The following is a 24,544-nucleotide window of genomic DNA, read 5'->3' as shown; positions in this document are numbered from 1 at the left end:
TTCTTATTCCTTATAGGCCTGATTATAGGGACGATATCACTTGAATAATATATAAAGAACAGTTGCCAACCATACTATACACAAAACTGGCTCACAGCTTTAGACAGCTGCGAGCCAGTTGATTCATTATTTTTTAGAGTACACAATTTTTTTGATACTATCAGGGGAAAGACAAAAGAGATCTGAAAGCTGGTAAATAGTCATTCCCTCAGAAAAATTCTTACGAATCTCTTTGTTTCTTTGATCTAGATATTGCCGACTTCCGGAATTCTCTCCCCACTTTTTTCGTTCCCCTTCTAGGCTTGGAATATAAATGGTTTCACCATGTACATACTTCTGTATTTCTCTTAATAATTCTTTTGGAAAAATAACATCAGCTTTAATATAGCTCATTCTAACTCCGCTCCTTAAAATTAATACTTTTAAGGGAGCAAAGCCTTACATTAGAATGAAAGCTGGCTTTTATTTATTAGGCTCCATGCAAACAACCAGCTCTGTTTATAATGCAGACTTTGCATGGAGCTTGCCTAGTAAGATATATACATCCCACACCATTAGATACACAGGATCCTCTCCTTTACCATTTTTTCATTACAAACTTGTAAGAAGAATAGCAATACTTATCATAATTGTCAATATAATCAATCTTTTTCATTAAATACCTTATCGTATTGATTTCTTTAGGATTCTCATTTTAGGTGTGCTGCTATCAACTTATGAAGGCACTATGCCTAGAACATTACCAACAATGTTTTACACAGATATTCGCTATAGAACATTTAGCAGTGACCTTTAATGTCTCGGTTTCAATATTTAGCGGAACAACACCATTAGTCTCAACATGACTGGTCCACCAAACTGGGAATAACTTGGTGCCTGGTTTCTATCTTACAATTGTTAGCATCATCGGATTGTTAGTCTTATTGCTCTTGTTCCACAACGCCTCAGGAAAATCATTAAAAGGTTCATACCCAACTGTTGCTTCTAAATTTGAGTATAAAGAAGCTATTGAGAACCCGGAGGATTCATTATGGTGGGAAACAGAAAAAAAGGGGATTAAAATTTTCTTCATCCCCACTGATGGTTAGCAAGGTATCAGGTTCTTACGAACGGTTGCACTCGATAAAATAAGTATCATATGATTCTTTAAATATGTACCCCAGCTTTTTGGCTAATTCAACAGACTGAAGATTCGCTGCATCCCAATTGGGGTACTTCCCACTATCCAAACAATCTAAGATCAGGGCCGAGGCCGTTATAGTCGCTAAACCTTTTCTTCTATATTGGGGATGTGTAGCAATTTCAATCTCTATCCCATCATCGTATACACTAAAAGATGTCGCTGCAGAAACGACTTTTCCATCATGTACGATTGCATACCCTACGCCTCTACTAATAAAATCATCAATTGAATCAAATTGACTGACAAAGTCTTCTGAGAGTTCATGGAAAGATGGATCATTTGCTATGTGGTGATCCACTTTCTTAATTTCGTAGCTCTCTAGCAATGAAGACAAGTGGTTCAGTATATGTGCTCTATTTAAATGCTTTGCATCCTTTTCAAATCTATATCGTTGAAACTTCTTAATCGTACCACTATGAACTGATTCTATACGAGATTTCCATTCATCAGAATTCACAATGGCGAGCGTAAATTCAGGTAAATTATTAAGTAACTCTTCAGCTTCCTTTGTATGAGCGTCTCCAGCAAAATACACAAAAATTCCAACCGTTATCTGAGCAACTGTTGGATTCTCAAGGTCATCGACATAAGCTGTTCCCATATGTCCTTGAAGATATGAAAGAATAATAACACTATCAATATTTTCAAACATCGGTGCTATCTTTTTCCTTACTTCGTCATTCGCTTTATAGATCATTCAATTCCTTCTTTCTTATAAGTATTAATACATTTCATCCATTTTATCATAATTATCACAACAATACAGCGAAACTCCATTAGTGTGTGGGAATATCCATCCCAACTGATGAAATAAGGATTTCGTCTAGCCCCTTCATTCTTTGAATCGAGATGCATACCATGAGCAACTTTCAGAAACATGATAGTGGCCCATTCCGTTGAAGACCTTGGGCGAGAAAAACCCTAGTATTCTAGCAGTTGTCATAAATATGATAATTAGCCTTGACATTATCAATGAGTCAGTGTACTATCTGGATATCACACCGATACAAGAAAGGAACATGTTTATGAATGCGTGGTGGATCTTATTTAAAAAGGAATTTCAGTTAACACAATCTTTTTGGGCGATAGCTGCTCTGGTCGTAATCATTGCCGAGATGATCGGAGCGTATTTTGCCCTTCAATTTCATTCCGGAATTCCGAGTTTGGTATTATTTATGCTAATGTTTTTTCAGTCTTTCTTTTTGCTCTTATATTTGCTTGTAAGCTTTCAAATGGAAAAAAGTCATACTCCTATTTGGATGCAGTCCCCACAGTCCGGGACTTTCCTGCTTTCCGTAAAGCTTGCAGCCGGCTTTGTTTTAATGTTACTGTCGCTTATTTTAAACCTAATACTCTGGTTATGGGTTGTGAAACTCGATTTTCAAAGCAGTCTATATCAAGGCGGAGAGTATTTTCAGTCATTGCTAGCGATTGAAGGACTAATCAAACAACACTGGTTTTTGTCACTTATTGTTTTTGTTCAGCGAGCACTTTTTCTCGCTGCGTTAGGGATGCTGATTTATTTTCTCATCGATTTACTCAAGTATGCCATCAAAGGATGGCGTTGGATCATAGGGCTGATGTTATTTTTTGCCGGAATCATCGTCGTTATATGGCTCAGTCATACCGGGCTGTTTGCTCTAATCTTCCATTGGGGTAAGTTGGATCTTTCCGATTTTTCAGTACTTCCTACCCTTGATTCCGTTCCCGGACCTCCTGTAACCATGATTTTTCAGCGTTTTTTCCCAGTTTATTTGGGAGACATCGTATTTAAGTTTCTGTTTGCGACAGCCGTTTTTTTCATTTCGGCCTGGCTATTGGATCGGAAAGTAGAGGTGTAGGCTGTGGGAGATGAATTTACTGGAAAAGCCCCTATTTACTATCAAATTGTACAAAAAATATGTAATCAAATCGTTCGTGGCGAGATCAACCCAGGTGATAAGCTACCTTCCGTACGGGAATTGGCTGTCCAGTATGGAGTCAATCCGAATACGGTGAAAAGGGTCTATATGGAACTCGACCAAATGGAAATATCAAAAGTACGGCGCGGACAAGGAACATTTGTCACTGAAAATCAAAAGCGACTGGATGAACTTCGCGAACAACTCAAACAGGATAAAATTGAAACATTTGTGTCGGATATGAAAGAAATGGGATTTGACGCCGACGAAATTGCAAAGGGAATACAGCTCTATTTAAACAATGCAAAAAAGAAGGAAGGAAAGATGGATGAATCATAAAATAATTCAATTCGAACATGTGTCGAAAAATTTCCCAGGAAAAATGGCGCTCGATGATATCAGCTTTGAACTTCCAGCAGGGAAAGTGATTGGAGTCATAGGACCCAACGGAGCCGGAAAATCCACTTTACTCAAACTCATTGCCGGTCTGCTTCGTCCAACATCTGGAAAAGTGATTGTAAATGGTAAACCGGCACAACGACGCATATCAGCGGAAGTAGCCTATTTGTCCGAACAGGAAGGAAGTTACCCCTTTTATACGGTTGCGGAAACTTTGAACTTTTATAATACCGTATTTAGCGATTTTGACAGTAGCAAAGCGGAAGAAATGATTGATTTTATGGAGCTGGATAGAAGTCAGAAAGTCCATGCCTTGTCCAAAGGGGGTAAGACACGCTTAAAAATGATTGCAGTACTCTCAAGGCGCGCCCCGATTGTGTTACTGGATGAGCCTTTGGCCGGGTTAGATCCGATGATCCGAGATTCTGTCATTAAAGGGCTTGTTGCCTTCGTTGATCCTTCAGAACAGACGGTAGTGATGACAACACATGAAGTATCCGAAATCGAACCAGCCCTAGATATGGTTGTCGCCATAAAAGATGGGGGGATTGTCAAGCTCGATGAAGTGGAGAGCATTCGTGCCATGTATGGAGATGGCCTTGTCAGTTGGATGATGGACACCTTCGGGTCCACTCGTTTTTCCTTTAAAGCCGGGATAGATTGATTCGATTAGAACCAAAGCGCAAGGCGTCCGCCTATCGGCGACAAGCAAACGTTCTTCTAGACTGGGGAATGGCCGAAATCGTAAAGACAAATGAGAGGCTTTAAAATCAAATTAACTTGGAGGCGGAAAAAAATGGAACAAAGAAATGTGGCAACTGGCGTGCAAATTTCACGTTACGCTTACACAATTTTGGCAATGATTTTTGCAGCTTGTCTGTTGGTTCAAGTGTTTTTATCCGGTATGGCAATTTTCTGGAATGCAACAAACTGGCAGTTACACATAGCGTTCGTCAATTTTTTTCAGTACATCCCGGTTATTTTGCTGATTCTGGCATTTACCGGGCAGATCAAAGGAGGACTCCGTTGGATGCCGATCGGGTTAATTGTGTTGATCATAATTCAATACGCTACTGTGAATATGACTAATTATATCGCTGCTATTCATCCGGTAACCGGCATGGGAATGTTTGTGTTAGCGATCAACACTGCCCAAGCTTCATGGGGGCTCTCTTTTCAGCGTAACCATGAGCAAGTTTCTTAAGACATGAGCTCTCTTGACACAAGTTTAACAAAACGGAGGTGATATTGACACAAGAAGATTTAGCTGCACCTCTTCGAATAGTGAGATCTATCAGAAGATTGGTATCGTTAGCCCTAAGGACAGTTGGACTGGTTTAAAACACGTTAATTCATGAATGACCATAACGAGGAGATGATGATATGGGGAAAGATCAGATGAAAATGCAATGGAAAAAGATGATTCAGATGCAGCATCCAGAAAAGCTGCTAAAGTTCGCTCGTCAGATTGATGAAGAAACATTAGCAACTCTATACGGTATGGACTTGAAAACATATATAGACATAAAGAGTCAATTAGAGCAAGAAACAAAAGAAGCTACAGACCAATTACTTGCAAATCCTGAATTTGCTGACAGGGTCAATCGTCTGCCGTTCGAAGCAGGGCAAACCGTGATCGGAGTTGGCGAAAGCACAACGGATGATCTCCTCTCGTGGTTCGAGATTTTGCGCCGTTTGTTAGAAAGACAAAGACCTCAGGATAATATTCGCATGATTAACGAAGGGATTTCAGGAGATACCTCCACCCAACTCCTTGGACGATTTAACGGTATTCTCGCCCAAGAACCCGATTGGATTATTTGTATGATTGGAGGCAATGATGTTCTACGGTTTGGTCCAGAGCCTACAAAAACACAAGTTAGTGCAGAGGAAACCGCTAGGAATATTTCCGAAATTAGACGGATCTCTACAGTAAATAGCGCTGCCCAGTGGGTGTGGATCACGCCAACGCCTATTAATGATGAAAGAATGGCTGCTTTCCCATACTTTCGACAGCTATGTTGTCGTAATGAAGATATTCATGTTGTAAGTAATATGATTCATCGTCTATCTGATCCTGTTATTGATACACAAACGAGATTTGGAATGCCTGCTTCACCAGAGTGGATGGAAGTGGACGGACTGCACCCATCAATCTCTGGTCATAAAGCAATAGTGACTTGGCTGGTTGAAGAACTTACGAGGGAAACTGGAATGTAACTCTTTATATTTGACGTTATGGGTAGGTACTGTTGTCAAAATCAGCTCATAAAATTAGGAGGGGAAAAATGAAACCATTAAAGGGAAAGATTGCTGTAGTGACAGGGGCAAGCAGAGGAATAGGTCGTGCAATTGCATTGCGTTTAGCAAAGGATGGGGCTTTGGTAAGTGTTCATTACGCCAAGAATGAAGAGGCTGCAAATGAAACGGTGCAAGAAATTGAAGCAATGGGTGGTCAAGCATTTGCCATTCAGTACTTATTCGAATTAGCGAGTAACATGCGAGCATTTTTTGAGAAACTGGATTCGAAATTGCAAGCAATAACTGGGAATACCACCTTTGACATTTTGGTCAACAACGCCGGTATCTCTTATATGGGAACCATTGAAGAGATTTCAGAAGAAGCGTTCGATCAAGTAATGGCTGTTAATCTAAAATCACCATTTTTCTTAACTCAACTGGCTCTGAATCGGTTACGGAATGAAGGTCGAATCATCAATATTTCTTCTGCTTCAACTCAAAATAATTTTCCGGGGACCCTCATTTACAATTTAAGCAAAGCTGGATTGAACACATTAACACAAAATTTAGCAAAGCAGCTGGGTACTCGTGGAATTACAGTCAATGCCCTTTTGCCTGGGGTTGTTGAAACTGAAATAAATGCCGAAAGATTAAAAAATCTAGAAGCTAAAAAATATGCAGCACAATCTTCGGTTTTTAACCGCCTGGGGCAGGTGGAGGATATTGCAGATGTTGTAGCATTTTTCGCTTCTCCCGATAGCCGCTGGGTAACCGGCCAAATTGTTGATACTTCTGGAGGCGGAATTTTATAAAACGATAGGGGTGTTAGCGTCCGTTATTCCCTACTTGGTCTTCTTGAAAGATTCATAGTCTTTAAGTGCAGGAGTTACGGACGGTTGCACCTAGATGATTAAGCTAATTTAAGGATCGAAGGAGTTTGAAATGATGGTAAAACACAAAAAGAGCTGGTGGATTTTAATTATTGTGTCAATCGGGGTAATGCTGCCTTTTATGTATCCTTACTTGACTCTTGATCCCGCCAAAAGTCGTGTGGCGATTACATCCACCACTATTCAATATCCGGTACTAGTCACGCATATTGCATTAGCTTTTATCGCCTTGGTGGCTGGCTTTCTTCAGTTTGTCGATCGTATTCGTCTTAAAAATCCCAGGCTTCATCGCAATATCGGCAGAACTTATGTCGTAAGTGTCTTTATAAGTGGACTTCTGGCTTTTGTGTTGTATTTTTATGACGAAAATTTCACAAAAGCGTTGGCCTTTCTTGTATTGGCTATTGCATGGCTGTTTACGACCTTGAAAGCCTACCGTAAAGCGATACAAAGACATTATGATGAACATCGGAAATGGATGATCCGCAGCTTTGCTATAACATTGGTAGCTGTTAGTGCACGAATACTAGTACCGGTTATTCTGTTTAGTTATGTTATTTTTCATGGTTTTACTCTTCCAGGAGGGAGAATGCAGATGACCGAAGAAGCTTTAAAGGTGAACATTTGGGTAGGGCTTATTTTGAACATTACGATTGTTGAGTGGATAATTTTAAAGCGGCCCTTTAACAAGCTTTAATTTTTGTTATCTATTAACTTCTGAAAAAACTATAAATATATCAAAAAAAGTAAAAAATAACTGCCTCCCCCGGTATGATTCATATGTTTTATGCGATGATCGATATATTTGAATATGGACATAATGTAGATTGATTCATGGCGAACTTCAAAAGCTAACATAATGCGAAACTCATACAGTTAATTTAATCCCCACTGATTTAGATGAGCAAAACCTCGTTGGCAGTATCAGACAGCAAGATCCTTGTCGCTTAATCGGGATTGGCTGGTGATCCCCCACCCACGCTTCTTCATATTCTTTCAAGCGTTGAGTTGGGGGATTATTGTTTCTTAATGTTCTTGAACCAATGAAGGTGACTTTATCTTCATTAGTTCAAGGTTTTTAAACGGAACACTGGCTCCGAGCAAGGCTGCTTCCAGTAAGGGTATTACTACCCGTTAATGTGGGATCATTTGAATTCCCTTCTAGGCATTCACCAAAACGTTGTGCAGCTGGTTAGCGAACTCTTTATGTGTCGTTGAGTTGTACCCCCCATGATCTCCAGGAAATTCTACGATTTCCATCCCCAGTTGCTCCGCTAAAGCAACTGCGCAACGGTATGGAAAAAACTCCCGTGAAGCAGCTCCACCCGCTGGAAGCATCTGTGTTGATGCAGAGGCTAACACTATTTTTATTCTATTAATGTTTAACGTATAGTTAAGAATTCCCGGAATTTCATGTTCAGTAAAGTACGTTGAATTACTGAGCAGTAGCTCTGCTAACACGTCCATAGATTGTCCGGGTTTGAGATCATCGATTTCTAAATTTGATAATAACTTTATGACCTGACTTCGATGATCCTTTTTAAGCTCCTCCATGAATAACTCTGCCTGTTTCAGCTCATTTCCAACCAAAAGTTGCAAGAGGATCGGTTCATGTGGAACCAGCACTTGTACCTGCTCCGGATGCCGTATGGAATAACAGCTGATTTACTCGCAATTAATCCCTTGCTTTATATCTATGTTCTATTAATTTTTTAAGTATATCACATATGGACATTAAGTATTTCTTCTCGAATCACTAAAATACCATTGTTAGCCACCTTTATTGAATAACAAAACTGGAGTTTTTATTGAAAATGCACTATCTTTAAAGAAGCCGAACATAAGCATTTCCCCCCTAGAAACGAATTGCTGGCTGCATATAATCCACTAAGATAATGCATTATTCGTCCTTGGTGTTTAACGTTTTTATTACTAACTCTTTAAAGCAAAGTTTGATCATATTCAACCTATATTGGAAAATTTATTTTTCATAAAGAACCATTAAGATTTGTCCGAAATTCTCGCCAAAATCGCATTGGCTGCTTCTCGCGCACCGCCAGCTTCTCGAAGGGTTTTTGACAGCTTTTGCGCCCCCTGCTTGTAGGTCTGCTTCGAAAGTATCTCCGCTACCGCAGCCAGTAAATGCTTTGACTGCTTCCCTTTGAGTTTTATCCCTGCATTCAATTCAACAACTCGGTCAGTGACCATTCTTTGTTCACTATGTTGTGGAAATAAAACCATTGGCACTCCAAAATACAAGCTTTCACTGACACTATTCATGCCGCTGTGAGTAATAAATACCTCTGCTGACTGTAATACCGATATTTGATCTACGGAGTGTTTCACGGTGAAATTCTCCGGAATGTTACCAAGAGACGAAATCTTCGTTTTTTCACCAACCGACATCACTACATCAAAGTCTTGTTTTGCAAAAGCTTTGATGCAGTTTTGGTAAAAATCAGCATTTTTATTAAGGATAGTCCCAAGGGAAATATAAACTATCTTTCTTTCTTTTGTATCCTTCGGTTGCAGCGTTGGTTGATTGATGGATGGTCCCACAAATGCATAGCGCTCAGAAAAGGTATCTGCTAACGGCTGAAATTCCTTTGAGGTGTAAACAATGGTGTCTGTTTCATTATCATTTTGAACAAGTGATGCAAAATTCTTTACTTCGTAACCATGTTCTCTGAGTAAGCGAATCTTTCTATTAATCCGAGGCATCCCTACAATCATCTTGCAAACTTCCAACAGACTTTGCTTCATTCGTTTTGCTGTGTACTGATTTATAGCAAAGGTAGTGGTTGAACATATATAGGGGATTCTCAATTTCTTGGCAATTAATTTCCCCCAAAAGCATATCGAATCTGATACAATACAATCCGGCTGGTTTGCGCTTAATTCCTTACATACCTTTTCATCCAAAGCAATCGTCGTATCGACAACCATTTCAATCAATGCGGCAAAGTCTTTGCCAGCCTTGCGATCCAATTCTGCTTGTGAAACTTTCGGTAAAAATTCATCACAAGTAATAAATGTCGCACCAGCGGATTCTATTTTTTCTTGAAATTCTAGAAAAGAATAATACCAAACTTGATGTCCCATATTTACTAATTCAGTAACGACTGGAATCGTGGGATTGGTATGACCGTGTGCTGGGATCGAAAAAAATACGATTTTCTTCATTCTGAATCAGCTTCCGTCGGTTTGGATTTTTGGATTAACTCCGCAAATTCTAAGAACCCCTCACTTTTTAAAACGGCTATCCCCTTTGTTGCATCTTCCCCCAAAACCACTAGCTTATCACCAGCATGAATCTGATACATATCCCGTGCTTGTTTGGGAATCACAATCTGGCCCCGTTCTCCTACCTTCACAACACCAAAAAAATGCTTTCCCTTGGGAGCCAGTTGGTTTGTCTCTTCTTCACTCATATTCTGTGATAATTGGTCCAAGGTGACTTGGAAAATATCACTAAGAATCTTGCATTTATAGATATCAGGCAAAGCCTCCCCATTTTCCCACTTTGCTACGGTCTGTCGTGATACATTTACCTTCTCAGCCAATTGTTCCTGACTAAGTTTGGTCTTTTTACGTAAAACACGAATATTCATACCAATCATGTTTTTCATCTCCTTATATAGTTAAGTATACAGAAGACATAAGGTAATTCTACCAACAACTCTTATCACCTTTTGTTAAAAATTGTGGCATTTATCCACGGAGAGTATCTGTGCTTTCGACTCAAATAATCAGATTTATTTCACCATCTTCGTTACCATCTCTATCAATTCATTTTTGTAGCCTTCGAGATCAAATTCTTCTCCGTTCATGAGAATACTTTCTGCAAGATAAATGGACCACTCGAATCATTAATGCGTCATGCCGTTTATAAAAAATAGCCCGATTTCTGCTTATGTCCAGCGTCGAATTGTATATTGTGTCTATAACATAAAGTGAAACTTCATTCAGCGGGAATGAAGTTTCATTTTTACTTATATAAAAAGCCAAAAATTGTCCAATCATTGTAGCTTCTTTATTAACTGTGTGAGCTCCTTAAATCTAAGATCAAGCTCCTTATATTCTTTATGAGTTGGCGAAATAAAACTAAGCTTGCCTAAAACCTCTTGTCGTTCTGTTTCAAGTGTTAAACGCAGTTCCTCATGATTATCTTTGTTTGCTGGCGCTTCTTTTTCATTAATTTGCTTTAAGATCGTATTATTTGCAAAGACCAGCTTAGTATTTGTAATTCTTTCAAGAAAATAACGATCATGTGACACGACCAATAGAGTGCCATTATATTGTTCTAATGTTTCCTCAAGTTGTTCACGAGAAGGCAGGTCTAGATGGTTTGTCGGTTCATCTAGAATAAGCACATCTTTTTCTTCTAAAATGTATTTCATTAACTTACATTTCACGCGTTCACCCATGCTCATATTCTCAATAGGTTCCGTCCACTGAAATTTATGAAATCCTAAATGTTTCATTAGATTGCGTACATGCCCTCTCTCTGCAAATGACTCTTTATCGAATAATTGTTGGGGTGTTTGATCAAGCGGCAAGTCAAATACCTGTTGAGTTAAATAGCCAATATTAGCTGATGGCGAAATCCATATCGCCCCTTGAGTAATGGTTTCTTTTCCAGCTAGCATATTCAAAAAAGTCGTTTTACCGCAACCATTTGGACCTGTAACAGCAACCTTTTCCCCGTGCTGAATAGTAAAATGAGTATTTTTAAAAAGTGCTTGTTTCTCAAAAGACTTTGCCAGATTTTTCACTTCTAAAAATCGCTTTCCAACTTTATCGTTTGCTTTTAACGAAAAATCCACTTGGTATTCCGGCTTGGGCGCCTCAACTTTTATTTTTTCAAGTTCCTTTTCAAGACGTTTTCGTTTTGATTTTACTTGCGAATCCATACGTTTCGCTTTTGCACGATAATATTCTTTAAATCCTCCCTGTTTTGTCGATTGTGCATGGGCTGATTTTGACCATGATGTAAGTTGATCCATCTGACCTTCAATACGTTCTATCATCTGTTGTTGTTTCTCATATTCATGTTGCTGTGCTAGCCTTTCTCTTTCACGAAACTTCATATAACCCGTGTAATCGCCGCTATGACTAACCAGGGTTCGGTTTTCAATTGCCCATATCTTTGTGGCAACCTTGTCTAAGAAATAACGATCATGTGATACAAGGATAATCGTACCTTTATAGCGTTTAAGCTGACTTATTAGGAAGTTCGAGCTCTGTTCATCCAAATGGTTTGTTGGCTCATCCAATAATAAAATGTCAGCATCTTTAGCTAGAACCTTAGCTAGGCGCGCTTTTAATTTTTCTCCACCACTTAAACTCAAAAAGTCACGAATTGGTACATCCCACTTATTTAATAACGCTCCCTCTCCAGATGTAACCTCACCAAAAGAATAAGATTCCATTTCTTGTTCAAGCATCGTAATAACGAGGTCATACTGGAGGTGTTTAACATGGCCTTCTGTTAAAGGAAAATCCCCATTCAATAGTTGCAACAAAGTTGATTTACCGGCACCGTTTTTACCAATGATGCCGATTCTATCCCCTTGCTGTACGTTCGTATTTATATTTTCAAAAATAAGCTGATCTTGAATTTCAACTTTTATATTTTCTAATTGCAGTAATTCTAACATAATGAATCATCCCTTCTTTTTTCAGGGAGAATAAAAAATCCTCCCAAATAAATTTGGAAGGATTAGTCACATAACATTTTTACACAATTAAATAAGCTATTCACCATTATATATAGCTATTTAGTATATAGAAAAATGGGCAGACTAATCCTAAGTTTTTATTATCTGAAATATTAAATTTCAAATGTAAACATTAGGTTAGTTAGCCATTGTCCACCCATCATTCCTTTCGTTTAATATAAATAAAATTTTAACATTTCAAAATACAATATGCAAGATTATTCTAGATGGGTAAGGATATTGATAAGCTTCCCGAATGGATCCCTTACAAAAAATCGCCGAACTCCCCATGGCTCCTCAGTTGGTCCATACTCCATTGGAATCGCCGCTTCTTTTACACGCATTAATACCTCATCAAGATCATCCACTTCAATGGACAAATCAGGCACAGGTGTACCAGAACCTCCCTCTGAAAGAAAACTAATTTGAGTATCCATTTTCTCATGCGAGCCATCAGTGGAAATAAACCTCATATCCATCAATTGTTCCAGCCCGAGTACTTCCCCATAAAAATATGATGCTTTCTCAACGTCCTGTGTCTCAATATTAGCAACAATTCGTTTAACCTTCATTTCTTAACCTCCTAGAATCAGCAATATTTTTATTCAATACTCTGGACTGCTAGTTCCATAACAATTTATTCTTTACCTATCACCCACTTAACAGCTTCTAATAAGTTATCAGCAATATAATCTGCTTCTGTTTCTGCCCATTTACTCCTGTACTTATTAAGGGAATCATGCCCCCAACCTGTAAGCACTAAAACCTTGATGACGCCAACTGAATTGGCAGCCAACATATCTGATGAACCTGTATCTCCAATAAAAACTGTTTTCGATAAATCTAAATTATATTTTTTCGCTGCTTCTATCAGCATCCCAGGTTTCGGTTTATGACAATCGCACTGATCCTTTGGACTATGCGGACAAATGAAGGCATCATCGAACCCGAATTCCTTAAATTCATGATAAAAATCATCAACCGTAGCTTCTCCTCTACTAATTCTATGCTGATTCGTGCAGGCAAAAACTTTAATGTTTCTATCTTTTAGCTGTTGTAATGCCGTTTTGCTATAAGGATATGGAGTGAAATCTTTTGGATGGATAAAGTGAAACTTCAATCAGTGGAGGTTTTCTTTCATCCCCCACTGATTGGTAGTTGAACAAATCGGGCTTTTACTGGCTGTTGATGCCCCACTTACAATTCCAGGTGTTCCACCAATTCTTGAAGTGGGGTCTTACAGCCAGTTAACGCGGGATAAAATGCCCCGTACTACCGAAGGTTCCATCACGGTCAATAAACACAGCCTCAATATTCACGATATTCCTCCTCTATTTTCCCACTTCTTTCCCTAAACAGCCTTATATCGCAACTAGAAAAAATCCACAAAGAAAAAATGGACTTTTTCTTTGTGGAAGTATATACGAAGCTGATCATCCCATCTTACGCTCGTTTATTTAAGTCAATTGACCTGTTTTTTGCTGTAAAATACTTTGTAGTTTTTTCTCAAATCTGTTGGTAAAAAACTTTTTCTTAAGTTTTTTACTATTGAATTTTCCAATCGTTTTTCTTACCTGCTGATCATGAATGATTAATTCTCTGTACGTTCCATTCCTTAGCAAATCTTGAAACCATTGATGTCTTTTTAAATGTTTGATATTTTCTCCAATGTCCTCTTCATTGACTCTGGGTATAAGGGGAACAATTGCAAACAGATTAATTCCGATAACTAAAATTCCTAGAATTATCGTTTTCAAGTAGTATCACTCCTTTAATTTCCAACCCATTTTTTCTGAAATTGCCTGTATAATTTTTCCTAGTAAGGTAATTATAGCAAACGAAATTCACCTTCTCAACACGTTCAGCTTTTGGTTTGTATTAGATACTAGTATCTTGACAAGTTCTTCACCCTAAAGGATGATACACTCACCTTGATTTGCATATAAAATTGTGTATAATACAAGGTAATCGCATAAGTAAAATTGTTTTCTAGGGTTCCGCAATATTTATTATTGGTCTGGTCCGAGAGAAAACTCACGCTCGGCGTGTCACGGAAGGATAAAAGCCTGGGAGAAACTGTTTACAGTTTTCTCTCGGGCTTTTTGTTTTTTAGGAACAAAAGCGCAAGCGCCCGTTTAGCGACGTACAAACTTTTTAGGGTTCTGACGAGATAAAGGAAACACCATGAGCTTGGAAAGCGAATGGATGTTGACTTATCGTAGGAAGAAACCGAAAGTTTGCTAGTCGCTGGGCGCTGGAGCTGGATGTCAAACCGCAACGCAAACAGTTATCCACAAGCGACAATTTTATAATTTCCTTAACAACAAGAAAAGCGCAAGGCGCCCGCCTATCGGCGACAAGCAAATGTTCTGAGCCAAAGAAAGGCGCTCTTTGCCTTTTCGTTGGCTCAGGTTATTTGACCTCGAGCCGATGGCGCCTGGAGCTAGACAACGAAACTCAAAATTATAACTTATCCACAAGCAAGAATTTTATAGCTTTCTTAACAGAAAGAAAAAAACGGAGGTGTTGTTAGATGAATAAAGATTGGATTAAAGTATTGATTGCTGCTTTTTTTGAAGTGATGTGGGTTATTGGGTTAAAGCATGCTAATGACTTTTGGACTTGGACTGGAACCATTATTGCGATTATCATTAGCTTTTATGTGATGATCATGGCTGGGAAAAAACTTCCTGTCGGTACCGTATATGCGGTTTTTGTTGGTTTAGGAACAGCTGGAACAGTCTTTTCTGAGATTCTCTTCTTTGGTGAACCTTTTAAACCTGAAAAAGTACTGCTAATTCTAGTTTTATTAGCAGGAGTCGTTGGCTTGAAATTAGTTACGAAAGACAAAGTCCAGGAAGGGGAGGAAGTTTAATGGCTTGGATTTCTTTAGTCTTAGCAGGTCTATGTGAAATGTTCGGAGTTACTATGATTAATAAATTGCACAAAGACCGTAATTGGCAATCATTGGTGCTTTTAGTCCTTGGATTTGGAGCAAGTTTTATATTTCTTGCTTATTCAATGGAAACACTTCCTATGGGTACAGCTTATGCCATTTGGACTGGAATTGGTGCTTCTGGTGGAGCCATATTAGGCATGGTTTTATATGGGGAATCCAAAGATTGGAGAAGGCTTGTTTTCATAGGAATGGTATTGGGTGCGGCAGTAGGGCTCAAGCTCGTCTCTTGACCCTCTTCCACTCTTTCTATTGCAATTTGATGTTTGTGGCGCTTATACGACCTAGATGCTTATAGGTCATATAAGCGCTTTGAAGCACCCCACCGTTCTATACTAATGTTTTGGTCATTATTAAATCGATTTGTTCTTCATTTCCCATATAAAAAGAATGAGCCCCCGTTTGAACGAACCCCATTTTTTTATAGAAAGCAATAGCATTATCATTTTTTTCCCATACACCTAGCCAAATTTTCTGTTTATCGTGTTCCATTGCCATTTCAATAGCTTTATTTAATAGAAATTTACCGATCCCATATTTTTGAAATTCCTTTCTTATATAAATTCTCTCAATTTCCAAGGATTTATCGTCCATTTTCTCCGTTTGCGCATCGCTGATATTGATCTTTAGATAGCCTGTAAGATCCTTATTCAAATATGCAAAGAAGAATTGCGAGGAAACATTGGATAATTCTATTGCTAATTGCTTTAAGGTAAATGCCATTTCTAAATAAGTTTTCATATTTTCTGGTGAATTCTGATCCTTAAATGTATCATTGAATGTTTCTATACTGATGCCTTGAAGTGTTTTTAAATCTTCAAGATTACATTTTTTTATTCTTACAGTCATTTAATAGGTTCCCTCCTTTATGTAGCTCAAAATCCCTTCCCCTTCTTTCAATCGATGATCCTGTTAAAACAAAAACCTAACAATAGCCATACACACTATTCCAACTATAACCGTAACGGACAAGCTCTTTGTCCATAAAGCTATAATTAGTGTCGGGATAATAGCCGCGAATATCCTCCAATCAATGGATAGCAAAGACTCATTGTCTTGGATGATAAAACTATCAATGATAAGTGCAGTAAAAATACAAATAGGAATATAGGATAACCATTTGATTACTATTTCTGGAAGTTGAATATTCCTTATAACGATAAACGGAATAATTCTCGGTATAAAAGTTACAATTGCACAGCCTAAAATGATTAATAATATCGATAATTGAATACTCATTTGTCTTTTACCACCCCAATCGTTGCCACAATTATTGTTGATAAGAGAATGGCTAGATAAGAAGGAACAAACATACAAAGAATGAGCATTAATAAAATTACATACACAATTAAAGATAGATAAAGCTTCAATTTACCACGATTCATGTTTTGTAATTGCAACACAAGCAATGCCAAAAACATCGCTGTTAAAGAAAAATCTAATCCTAATATTTCTGGATTTGAAATCCATTTACCAAAGATCGCTCCCAGCACACAAGATAATATCCAAAATGTATAAGCTGTAACATTTAACCCATTCATCCATTTGTCATTAAAGGTTGCCTTTTTAACAATTTTATTAATCGCCACACCAAATGACTCATCTGTTAAAAGGGTCCCTATTGCAATATTTTTCATCAAAGAATACTTTGTAAAGTAGGGAGCCAGTGTCATGCTTAATAAAAAGTGCCGTAAATTTACAATAAAAGTTGTAAATACTATAACTGAAATAGGACTCCCTCCTACTAACAAGGCACAAATGATAAATTGAGCTGCACCTGCGTATACAATTGCCGACAAAAGAGCAACTTCTAATATACTTAGATTGGATGAAGCTCCCACAATTCCCATCGCAATTCCGATACTGATGTAACCAATTAAAGTTGGGACACAATCTTTTACTCCCTGATAAAATGTCGTGAGATTTTCTACTCTATTGATTTCTTTATCTAGTTCATTCATAGCTGCACCTCTGTTAATTATAACTCTCCTACATTTTACTAGTTGCTATAGATAGCTTAATCATCTGTCTAAAAATATACTAGCTAATTAATTATTTCCTATTGGACTTCTGCAAATTCCTAATGGAAGTCCATTATTATTTATGACTTTTTTCAAATTCACAATAGCATTTCCTTGATAAACTTGTTCTAGAATATTTTCTATTGTTTTGCTTTCTTGCTTACTTATCTTTTGCCTCTTAAGTATTTTTGCAAACCACTGACTAATTTCTATTGGTGAGATATTTCCAGCAATAGAAGACAGACGATCATACCCATATGAAACTTTTTCGGCTAACCCCACTTCTCCACCAGCATAAAAATAGAAGCCTTGTCTATGTATACCCTTTTTTATTCGTTCAATTTTTTCTTTATCGCCAGCATCTTTTATTCCAACCACTAAATCTATCTTACTTAATTGAATAATACTTTTTTCTGATAAATCAAATCCAGTTCTTCTCGGATTATTATATAAAATTGTAGGTTTATTACTAAGCTGTATTATCCTTTTTGTATAAACAACCGCTTCTTCTTGTGACGGTATAATATACGGCGGATACCCAAGCATGATACCTGATATTTTTGATTGACGAATTTTTTCAGCTAACTCTTCTGTCTCTTTCTGTCTAATGGAAGCTACTCCAAAAATAATTTCCATATTACGAATAAGTTCTTCTTCCTGCTCTAGACTGTCTATTAGCTCCATTTTCTCTTGTAAATTTAAGCTATGCTGTTCTCCAGTAGTCCCAGAAACAAGAACAGATTTTACTCCTTGTTTATACAGGTTGCGTATATGACTTATTGTCCCTTGAATATTTAAGGATTCATCTTCAAAAAAAGCTGTAGGTACGGCGATATGAACTTTTTCTGTTAGCATTTTATCATCCCCTTATTCTGCTTAGACTAAACTGCTTCATTATGTTGCATAATCATTTTGTATTAAGATTACTATCTATTTCGTTGAAAATATAGCTTTTTTGATAACTTTATTGTAAATTATACATGCTTCTTTTTATTGTAAGAAATCTGGCCTTTATTTCGTGATACTATGGCGAGGGTTAATTCATTGAATAGGATATAAAGAAAATCGAAAACAGTAAAAAGAGACTGAATCAATATTGGATCCAGTCTGAATTTGTATTGATTTTTTTGATTGATATAATCGATTAAATGAAGATTGGAAAATCCCGAGACAGCTCTGTCTCTCTCGTCCTTCTTACTCTAAATTCAAGCCATTGGCTTATTTGCTCAAGAGCGATTGCGACAGCTTACCACTATATTTTCATAGAATTTTTGACACTACATTCATGTATACGATTTTATCTGTAGTCCGTTCATCAAGTAGATGCTGATCAATTCAAATCAATAAGTTGACAGCTTATTGTTTCACATTTGGAAATAGTAGGGATATGGTCAGGCCCGAATCACACTCTGATTTCGCATCCAACTGAATAGCCAAATCATAAGCCATCTTGCTTACTAAGAAGAGGCCCATCCCTGTTGCTTGCCTTGTATAAGTACCTCGCCCTCCAGTAAATCCCTTCTCAAAAATAAATGGTATATCCTCTTCGGATACTCCAGGACCATTATCATGAATATGTAAAATGGTTTGATTTCCCACCTCATCAAAGATCGTTTCAAATACCAATATTGGACGATCCTGATTCTGCTGGACATATTTCGTACTATTAGCAATTATTTGTTCTAATATAAAAGCTAATCCTTTGCGGTCAGACAAAATTTCTCTTTCTTCTCCTATGAACTGTATTTGAAAACCGGATTCATCTAGTAGTGATTGATGGTCTTCAATTGTCTGCTTACAAAATGCCAGTATGTTTATGGACTCAAAAATATAATCTTTATGAGTAGCCTCAAGTCTTGCAAAATACAAAATTCGCTCCACATCACCAAGCACCTGATCTCTGACATGAAGCATACGCTGCCTCACAAGCGGAGACATTTCGTCACTACGGTTATCTAATACCAATGTCATCAATGACAATGGCTTTTTAATTTCGTGAACCCATCCTTCTATATAGTTTTCATAATCGTTCAACTGCGTGACTTGCTCATTACGTTCCGACCGATAGGACCTTATAACACTTCCTGTCCTGTGGATATATGACCAATATGTCTTCGGAGATACCTGACATAATCTTTCTTCATTTGTCTCATTTGCTTCTAATAAAAAATCCTGAAAGGCAGCCTCGATTATTTTTTGCCTTCTAATGATCAGGAACATGGCTAACGTTATCATGGCTAGAGTAAAAGCGATCATAAGTCCTACTAACACTTTAAATGTTTCTGGGTAGGCCAGCCAAGCTAAAAAACTGAATAGGAGATTTGTTGAAATTAATATAAGAAACCATTGTTTATAAGCATGAAAACAATCATAGATTTGTTTTATCCATTTCATGGCTTCCTCTCTCCTCTAAGCCGATACCCCTGTCCCCTTATTGTTTCAATTTGATCTTCTAAGTTACATTGTCGCAGTGTTTTTCGTAAACGAGTCAGGTTTACTTGTAGTGCATTTTCGTCTATATATTGGTCTGTTCCCCACAAATGCTTACTCAGCATGGACTTAGATACAATCTCAGATCTATTCTGCACTAAAGCTAATAATATTTTCCCTTCATTAGCTGATAATAGTATCGACTTGGATCCCTTATACAAAGTAAAGGTATTTGGGTCTAGCGAAAAGCTGCCACCATCAACCAAGCCTGGCTGCCCTTCAAATCTTCTGAGCAGGTTGTGAATACGCGCTAATAATCGATCACGATTACATGGTTTTGTGAGATAATCATCTGCCCCTAAATCAAGACCATGTAATTCATCTTGTAACTTATCTCTTGATGTAAGAATCAATATCGGGCCAATCCCTTTTGCTTTTAGACTTTTGCATATTTCAAAACCTGATTGTTCTGGTAAATTGATGTCTAATAAGACTAAACCAGATGCCGAAGCGGCAATTTGAGCAACTACATCATGAAAATCTACAATTGCCGTCACTTCAAACCCGGCTTTTTGTAATATATCCATTAACTCCTCTCTCATTAATGAATCATCTTCAACAATTGTAATCCTCGTCACTTCAGCACCCCCTTTTGATGTGACATTTTAATCTATATTCGGTTTCCAACGTAATTTATCAATCTCATGATCTGCTGAGCGGGCAACTGCTACTCCATAAATCGCTAAAATGGTGATGACAATAGCTGCAAAGGCAAGGGCAATAGGATAAAGTAACACTTCGTCATCAACGTTAATCATAACAAAGGAAATCATTGCCCTTATGCCAACAGCTCCACTGACAGCTGCAACAGATATAGGCAATAGAAAGGTCAACATTACCTGTTTATGCATCGATTTTTTCATTTGCTTACGCTTTGCCCCTAACATGGAAAGTGTTACATAGCGCCTACCTGTCTGCTTCATCTGTGTCAAAAATTGTAAAGCTAACACAGTGCAAGCAATGATCAGGAATAAGAAACCGACATAGAGTGTTGCATAACTCCCAGCAACAACATAAAAAAGTTTTCGTCCGAAATTTTGTAAATAACTTTCAAACTCAAAGCCAGAAGACCTTAATATATCTCTAGCTTCCATCATTGGAATCATTAATCCTTGCTGGTCTTGTAACCTTTGAGGAATGCGAAAATTCCAATATGATGCATAGGTTTCCGCATTTAAGTATTGTTCAAACATAGGATCAGGGACAATAAATGCTGAGGTAATTTCTACGGAACGATCAGCCACTAATCCTTTCATTGGAATGGATGGACGTATATATATTGCCTGATCATTAATACTCAGCAAACTTTGTCCGTTATTTTCAGCCTTTTCTAGTATATGATCTAATACAGGAAAGCTATCTAAATTTTCCATAGGTATAAAATCAGGATTAAAGTATAAAGCCATTTCATCTGCCTGAAGGTTTAATGGTTTTGCACCGATTGTTTCTAACAGTCCATTATAAGATGATGCAGGAATGAGGTAAGGTGTTGTTGCATCAATTTCTAGGATTCCGAACAGATTTAGTGCTTCAGGGTTTTCCGAACTGATTGTATACCCCTGCATTTCTCCGGATAAAACTTGCTCTTGATACTTGCTTGGCAGGGCCATAATTAGTTGCTCCCTTAATTCAGACCAATCTACCAACGACAAAGGCAAATCATTCTCCCCACGTTCCCCCTGCCCTTTCATACGCCCAATTTCCAAGTAGTTTAAATCCTCTACATATGATACCATTTTTTCTGAAGTAAGAAATTGCTCAACTTTTTGATCATTTCCATTAACTGTGAAATCATATACCGAGGAACTCCTTGTAAAAGTACTTTCTAAACCTATAAAAGTCGAAGCACCATCTGCTAGTAAAATGATAGACAAGGTAATGAGAATAGATGTCACAGCAACAGAAGTAGACTTATTAGCAACGTTTTCCTGAAACTGCCTTAATGTAAAGGTGTGCAGTGCTTTCGTAGATTTACGCTCTGACAAGCCTGTGAGTAGACCAAGTAATTTCCCAAATCCGCTCATAAAAAGGATCGTTCCCAGAATCCCGAGAGCAAGTGCCACAAACAAAGGCAGTCCGCCAAAATCCATAAAACGATATAAAACAAGCCAATAGGCAACACCTAGTAAAGAAGCACCTATGAGTAAATTGAAGATATTACCTTTTAAATGGCCCATATCCTGGATCTTGTCCATTTGCTCATAAAGTAACTGCTGGACCTCTTGATGAAATAACCTCCTACCAAGAATAACTAATGCTAGCGACTGGATGAATAAAAAGCCAATAATGGTCAATATTATCGCACTGATCGAAAAGCTGATTTGATGACCGATAATGCCCTGTCCGACTAATTTCGAAACCGCCAAACTGATGATTTCTGCTAAAAACCCGCCTATTAAAATGCCGCCTATGAGGGCCAAAACAGAGGTAACAACCCCCTCGGCTAAAAGTTGAAGAACAAGGCGTTCTTTACGCATTCCTAACATAAGATAAAGTCCGAACTCTTTGCCTCTCCGATTCAATTGATATCGATTAGCAAATAAAGTTAAGAAAAATAATAAAAACAATGCAAACAGATAGATAATTGGCATCTGAGCTAAAAGTTTATCAATTGCATCACTTTCAAATTCTTTTAAGAATAAAATAATATCTTGTCTCCCAAGGGAAAGAATAATATAAAACGAGGCCACTGCTGTTACCAAGGTTGCAAAGTAAATGACATTTTCCTTACGGCTTCGTTTCGCATTGCGGTAAATCAGCTTAGAGAACATTGGCGCTTCCTCCCCCAAGCTGAGCGAGTAACTGCAAAATTCTTTCATAAAATTTCTCTTGAGACTCATCGTGTTTGCGGCGCAATTCATGAAAGATGACACCATCTTGAATAAAAAGGATTCTTGAGCAAAAACTTGTTGCATTCGGATCATGGCTAACCATTAAAATCGTTCTTCCACTATTTCTATGAATCTCTTCCAATTTATTCATTAAAGTTTTTGCAGAGCGTGTGTCCAATGCTCCTGTCGGTTCATCCGCTAGCACGATATCTGGATCAGAAATCAAACTCCGTGCAGCTGCTACCCTTTGCTTTTGCCCGCCAGACATCTGAGCTGGGAATTTATCAAGAATATCTGTAATGTCTAAAAAACCGGCTAGATCATTTAACTTAGCTCGTGCTTTAGCAAAATCCATCCCATGTATCGATAAGGGTAATAGTATATTTTCTTGTCCAGTTAAATTATCTAATAGTGCAAAATCCTGAAACAAATAACCAATGCGGCTTCCCCGATAATCCGCTAAATCCTTACCATCAAAGGCACTGATGTTTTTTCCATTTAAAAGCACACGCCCTGATGTTGGCTTTATAATCGTGGCAATACAGTTTAATAATGTCGTTTTACCGGATCCGCTTGGCCCCATTATCCCCAAAAATTCTCCTGAAAGAACGTCAAAACTAATCCCCTGTATAGCTTTTGTTAGATTGTTGTTCGTTCCATAGTTTTTTTGTAAATCTTGAACCTCTAATAATTTTCCTTGTCTGACCATGTATAACGCTCCTTTTTCATTATCATCTTCCAAAAATACGATCGAATTTGAGCTATACACATTATAACCAGTATAAATGACTAGAAACACTTACAAATGATGTAAGAAAAAATTTCTGAAGTAAAAGCTCTTAGCTATATCTGATCCCCTTACGACTATGTTATGCTTTATTTTAGGATTTTGAGGAAGGCTAATAATTTACTGGTCCTAATATCCCAGCATCGCAGGTTTCAGAAAGGAGAATGATTATAATTTGTTGTGATATGGTGAAAATAAAATAAGTATTAATAAGAAGACGTCATGTTTGTGCTTTTGGAAAAGTTTAAGATATCCTTAGGTCATAAACTTAATTTTTTAGGTGTAATAGAACTGGTAATATTCATATAAGTTCGGGGGAAGGTTAATCAATGTCTGGAATCATTTAATTAATTTGCTTAGCTTTTAAAAAACTAAACAAGCTGAAGGGAGAGTTATACATGAAACTATTTCAAGTAAGAAAAGGACAATTTGTATATTTTAACAATGAGCTGCACAGGGTATATTCTGTGAAGCCTATATATAAACAGTCCGTCCATCTTGTCAAGTTGAAAGATTTAACACAGCATTTAACCAATGCCTCAAAAGTTGAAAGATATAGACCAAAGCATCTTGACAGCTTTATTTTTAACCATAAGGCTTATACACTCCATAAAGATAAACAGGCTGAAGAAGGGGACTATATCTTAATTACAAATCCAAGTCCCGATTACATGGATCACTATTCATTGAACGAAATTGAAATTGTATCAAGTGTTGAGAGTCGAGGGGTTATCACAACGAAGTCGAATGGAGTCAAGCATATCGAATATTTACTGATGGTCCCAGGCCGTGATCCTGATAGCCACCCGATAGATTATTTCGATAAAGATATGGCAGATAGTGATTTAACGAGCAACGATTCTGAACAATCTACAAAAGGCAGCCAAGGTGAAATGCCGAATATTGGTGATGTATATAAAAAGCAAGATGCTGATCATGCTATTGAAGCGATGGTAGTCGCCATCAACGATGAAACGATCTTTTTGGGAAACAACTTAGAAGTCTCCTTAGATGAGTTAGACGAAATATGGGAGTTTCAATATAGTCTCTTAGAGGATGACTAATCATGGGTGACACAGAATAAACCGTCTGGTGGGGAGATTCCATCAGACGGTTTTTCGTCAC

General features: G+C 37.7%; 26 protein-coding genes, 2 pseudogenes and 1 riboswitch. Of the genes and pseudogenes, 11 read left to right on the top strand and 17 right to left on the bottom strand.

Annotated features, from left to right (window positions below):
- Positions 1-126: 126 nt before the first annotated feature.
- The gene (locus IPU53_RS06555) at positions 127-393 is read right to left on the bottom strand and encodes a CD3324 family protein (RefSeq protein WP_207449082.1); all 267 of its coding nucleotides are present in this window, start codon (positions 391-393) and stop codon (positions 127-129) included.
- A gap of 283 nt (positions 394-676) precedes the next feature.
- Here IPU53_RS06555 and IPU53_RS24840 point away from each other — a divergent pair.
- Positions 677-1,088: pseudogene (locus tag IPU53_RS24840) on the top strand (MFS transporter); the annotation flags it as partial.
- A gap of 15 nt (positions 1,089-1,103) precedes the next feature.
- Here IPU53_RS24840 and IPU53_RS06550 read toward each other — a convergent pair.
- A complete protein-coding gene (locus IPU53_RS06550; RefSeq protein ID WP_207449080.1) occupies positions 1,104-1,880 on the bottom strand; it encodes a GNAT family N-acetyltransferase in 777 nt (258 codons plus the stop codon).
- A 328-nt stretch (positions 1,881-2,208) separates the two neighbouring features.
- Here IPU53_RS06550 and IPU53_RS06545 point away from each other — a divergent pair, with 328 nt between their 5' ends.
- The 7 genes from IPU53_RS06545 to IPU53_RS06515 all read left to right on the top strand — a co-directional run bounded on the left by IPU53_RS06545 (position 2,209) and on the right by IPU53_RS06515 (position 7,311).
- Positions 2,209-3,024, top strand: coding sequence for a hypothetical protein (locus IPU53_RS06545; RefSeq protein WP_207449078.1), 816 nt, complete (start codon positions 2,209-2,211; stop codon positions 3,022-3,024).
- 3 nt (positions 3,025-3,027) lie between these two features.
- Positions 3,028-3,423, top strand: a complete 396-nt coding sequence (locus IPU53_RS06540; protein WP_207449076.1) for a GntR family transcriptional regulator — start codon at positions 3,028-3,030, stop codon at positions 3,421-3,423.
- Positions 3,413-4,147, top strand: coding sequence for an ABC transporter ATP-binding protein (locus tag IPU53_RS06535; protein ID WP_242698103.1), 735 nt, complete (start codon positions 3,413-3,415; stop codon positions 4,145-4,147). The genes IPU53_RS06540 and IPU53_RS06535 overlap by 11 nt, the downstream gene beginning before the upstream one ends.
- Before the next feature lie 132 nt (positions 4,148-4,279).
- Positions 4,280-4,687 (top strand): DUF6220 domain-containing protein, encoded by a 408-nt coding sequence (locus IPU53_RS06530; protein WP_207449074.1) that lies wholly within the window; start codon positions 4,280-4,282, stop codon positions 4,685-4,687.
- 179 nt (positions 4,688-4,866) lie between these two features.
- The gene (locus tag IPU53_RS06525) at positions 4,867-5,703 is read left to right on the top strand and encodes an SGNH/GDSL hydrolase family protein (RefSeq protein WP_207449071.1); all 837 of its coding nucleotides are present in this window, start codon (positions 4,867-4,869) and stop codon (positions 5,701-5,703) included.
- A 68-nt stretch (positions 5,704-5,771) separates the two neighbouring features.
- A complete protein-coding gene (locus tag IPU53_RS06520; protein WP_207449069.1) occupies positions 5,772-6,536 on the top strand; it encodes an SDR family oxidoreductase in 765 nt (254 codons plus the stop codon).
- 130 nt (positions 6,537-6,666) lie between these two features.
- Positions 6,667-7,311 carry a DUF2306 domain-containing protein gene (locus IPU53_RS06515; RefSeq protein WP_242698102.1) on the top strand — a complete coding sequence of 215 codons (645 nt, stop codon included), beginning with the start codon at positions 6,667-6,669 and terminating at the stop codon, positions 7,309-7,311.
- A 464-nt stretch (positions 7,312-7,775) separates the two neighbouring features.
- Here IPU53_RS06515 and IPU53_RS06510 read toward each other — a convergent pair.
- The 7 genes and pseudogenes from IPU53_RS06510 to IPU53_RS06480 form a co-directional block, all read right to left on the bottom strand.
- Positions 7,776-8,264 (bottom strand): annotated as a pseudogene (locus tag IPU53_RS06510) (alpha/beta hydrolase); the annotation flags it as partial.
- Between the two features lie 351 nt (positions 8,265-8,615).
- On the bottom strand, positions 8,616-9,797 hold the full coding sequence (locus IPU53_RS06505) for a macrolide family glycosyltransferase (protein WP_207449065.1): 1,182 nt from the start codon (positions 9,795-9,797) through the stop codon (positions 8,616-8,618).
- Positions 9,794-10,234, bottom strand: a complete 441-nt coding sequence (locus tag IPU53_RS06500; RefSeq protein WP_207449063.1) for a helix-turn-helix transcriptional regulator — start codon at positions 10,232-10,234, stop codon at positions 9,794-9,796. The genes IPU53_RS06505 and IPU53_RS06500 overlap by 4 nt, the downstream gene beginning before the upstream one ends.
- A 399-nt stretch (positions 10,235-10,633) precedes the next feature.
- Positions 10,634-12,274 carry a ribosomal protection-like ABC-F family protein gene (gene abc-f / locus IPU53_RS06495; protein ID WP_207449061.1) on the bottom strand — a complete coding sequence of 547 codons (1,641 nt, stop codon included), beginning with the start codon at positions 12,272-12,274 and terminating at the stop codon, positions 10,634-10,636.
- 278 nt (positions 12,275-12,552) lie between these two features.
- Positions 12,553-12,906 carry a VOC family protein gene (locus IPU53_RS06490; protein ID WP_207449059.1) on the bottom strand — a complete coding sequence of 118 codons (354 nt, stop codon included), beginning with the start codon at positions 12,904-12,906 and terminating at the stop codon, positions 12,553-12,555.
- A 65-nt stretch (positions 12,907-12,971) separates the two neighbouring features.
- Positions 12,972-13,454, bottom strand: coding sequence for an HAD-IIIA family hydrolase (locus IPU53_RS06485; protein ID WP_207449057.1), 483 nt, complete (start codon positions 13,452-13,454; stop codon positions 12,972-12,974).
- 337 nt (positions 13,455-13,791) lie between these two features.
- The gene (locus tag IPU53_RS06480; RefSeq protein WP_242698101.1) at positions 13,792-14,091 is read right to left on the bottom strand and encodes a hypothetical protein; all 300 of its coding nucleotides are present in this window, start codon (positions 14,089-14,091) and stop codon (positions 13,792-13,794) included.
- 221 nt (positions 14,092-14,312) lie between these two features.
- A riboswitch (guanidine-I (ykkC/yxkD leader) is annotated at positions 14,313-14,409 on the top strand.
- A gap of 458 nt (positions 14,410-14,867) precedes the next feature.
- On the opposite strand from IPU53_RS06480, the gene IPU53_RS06475 reads away from it, so the two are divergent.
- Both IPU53_RS06475 and IPU53_RS06470 read left to right on the top strand, forming a co-directional pair.
- On the top strand, positions 14,868-15,209 hold the full coding sequence (locus IPU53_RS06475; protein ID WP_207449055.1) for a DMT family transporter: 342 nt from the start codon (positions 14,868-14,870) through the stop codon (positions 15,207-15,209).
- Positions 15,209-15,523: a DMT family transporter gene (locus IPU53_RS06470; protein ID WP_207449053.1), complete on the top strand. Its 315-nt coding sequence runs from the start codon at positions 15,209-15,211 to the stop codon at positions 15,521-15,523. The genes IPU53_RS06475 and IPU53_RS06470 overlap by 1 nt, the downstream gene beginning before the upstream one ends.
- Before the next feature lie 97 nt (positions 15,524-15,620).
- On the opposite strand, the gene IPU53_RS06465 is transcribed toward IPU53_RS06470, so the two are convergent.
- The 8 genes from IPU53_RS06465 to IPU53_RS06430 form a co-directional block, all read right to left on the bottom strand.
- The gene (locus IPU53_RS06465) at positions 15,621-16,139 is read right to left on the bottom strand and encodes a GNAT family N-acetyltransferase (RefSeq protein WP_207449050.1); all 519 of its coding nucleotides are present in this window, start codon (positions 16,137-16,139) and stop codon (positions 15,621-15,623) included.
- A gap of 63 nt (positions 16,140-16,202) precedes the next feature.
- Positions 16,203-16,529, bottom strand: coding sequence for an AzlD domain-containing protein (locus IPU53_RS06460; RefSeq protein WP_207449044.1), 327 nt, complete (start codon positions 16,527-16,529; stop codon positions 16,203-16,205).
- Entirely contained in the window at positions 16,526-17,251 is a 726-nt protein-coding gene (locus IPU53_RS06455; RefSeq protein ID WP_207449042.1) for an AzlC family ABC transporter permease, read from the bottom strand. Before IPU53_RS06455 ends, IPU53_RS06460 begins: the two co-directional genes overlap by 4 nt.
- A gap of 87 nt (positions 17,252-17,338) precedes the next feature.
- Positions 17,339-18,166 (bottom strand): dihydrodipicolinate synthase family protein, encoded by an 828-nt coding sequence (locus IPU53_RS06450; protein WP_207449040.1) that lies wholly within the window; start codon positions 18,164-18,166, stop codon positions 17,339-17,341.
- A 501-nt stretch (positions 18,167-18,667) separates the two neighbouring features.
- Positions 18,668-19,705 (bottom strand): sensor histidine kinase, encoded by a 1,038-nt coding sequence (locus tag IPU53_RS06445; RefSeq protein ID WP_207449038.1) that lies wholly within the window; start codon positions 19,703-19,705, stop codon positions 18,668-18,670.
- A complete protein-coding gene (locus tag IPU53_RS25435) occupies positions 19,702-20,379 on the bottom strand; it encodes a response regulator transcription factor (RefSeq protein WP_207449036.1) in 678 nt (225 codons plus the stop codon). The genes IPU53_RS06445 and IPU53_RS25435 overlap by 4 nt, the downstream gene beginning before the upstream one ends.
- 27 nt (positions 20,380-20,406) lie before the next feature.
- Positions 20,407-22,572, bottom strand: coding sequence for an ABC transporter permease (locus IPU53_RS06435; protein ID WP_207449034.1), 2,166 nt, complete (start codon positions 22,570-22,572; stop codon positions 20,407-20,409).
- A complete protein-coding gene (locus tag IPU53_RS06430) occupies positions 22,562-23,341 on the bottom strand; it encodes an ABC transporter ATP-binding protein (RefSeq protein WP_207449032.1) in 780 nt (259 codons plus the stop codon). Before IPU53_RS06430 ends, IPU53_RS06435 begins: the two co-directional genes overlap by 11 nt.
- Positions 23,342-23,817: 476 nt before the next feature.
- Here IPU53_RS06430 and IPU53_RS06425 point away from each other — a divergent pair, with 476 nt between their 5' ends.
- Positions 23,818-24,483 carry a hypothetical protein gene (locus IPU53_RS06425; protein WP_207449030.1) on the top strand — a complete coding sequence of 222 codons (666 nt, stop codon included), beginning with the start codon at positions 23,818-23,820 and terminating at the stop codon, positions 24,481-24,483.
- Positions 24,484-24,544 lie beyond the last annotated feature (61 nt).

The organism is Bacillus sp. SD088 (assembly GCF_017355205.1).
In the GTDB taxonomy this organism is placed as follows: domain Bacteria; phylum Bacillota; class Bacilli; order Bacillales; family Bacillaceae_C; genus Lederbergia.
The sequence above is the reverse complement of the archived record's forward strand: the minus strand, read 5'-3'. Positions and strand labels throughout refer to the sequence as shown.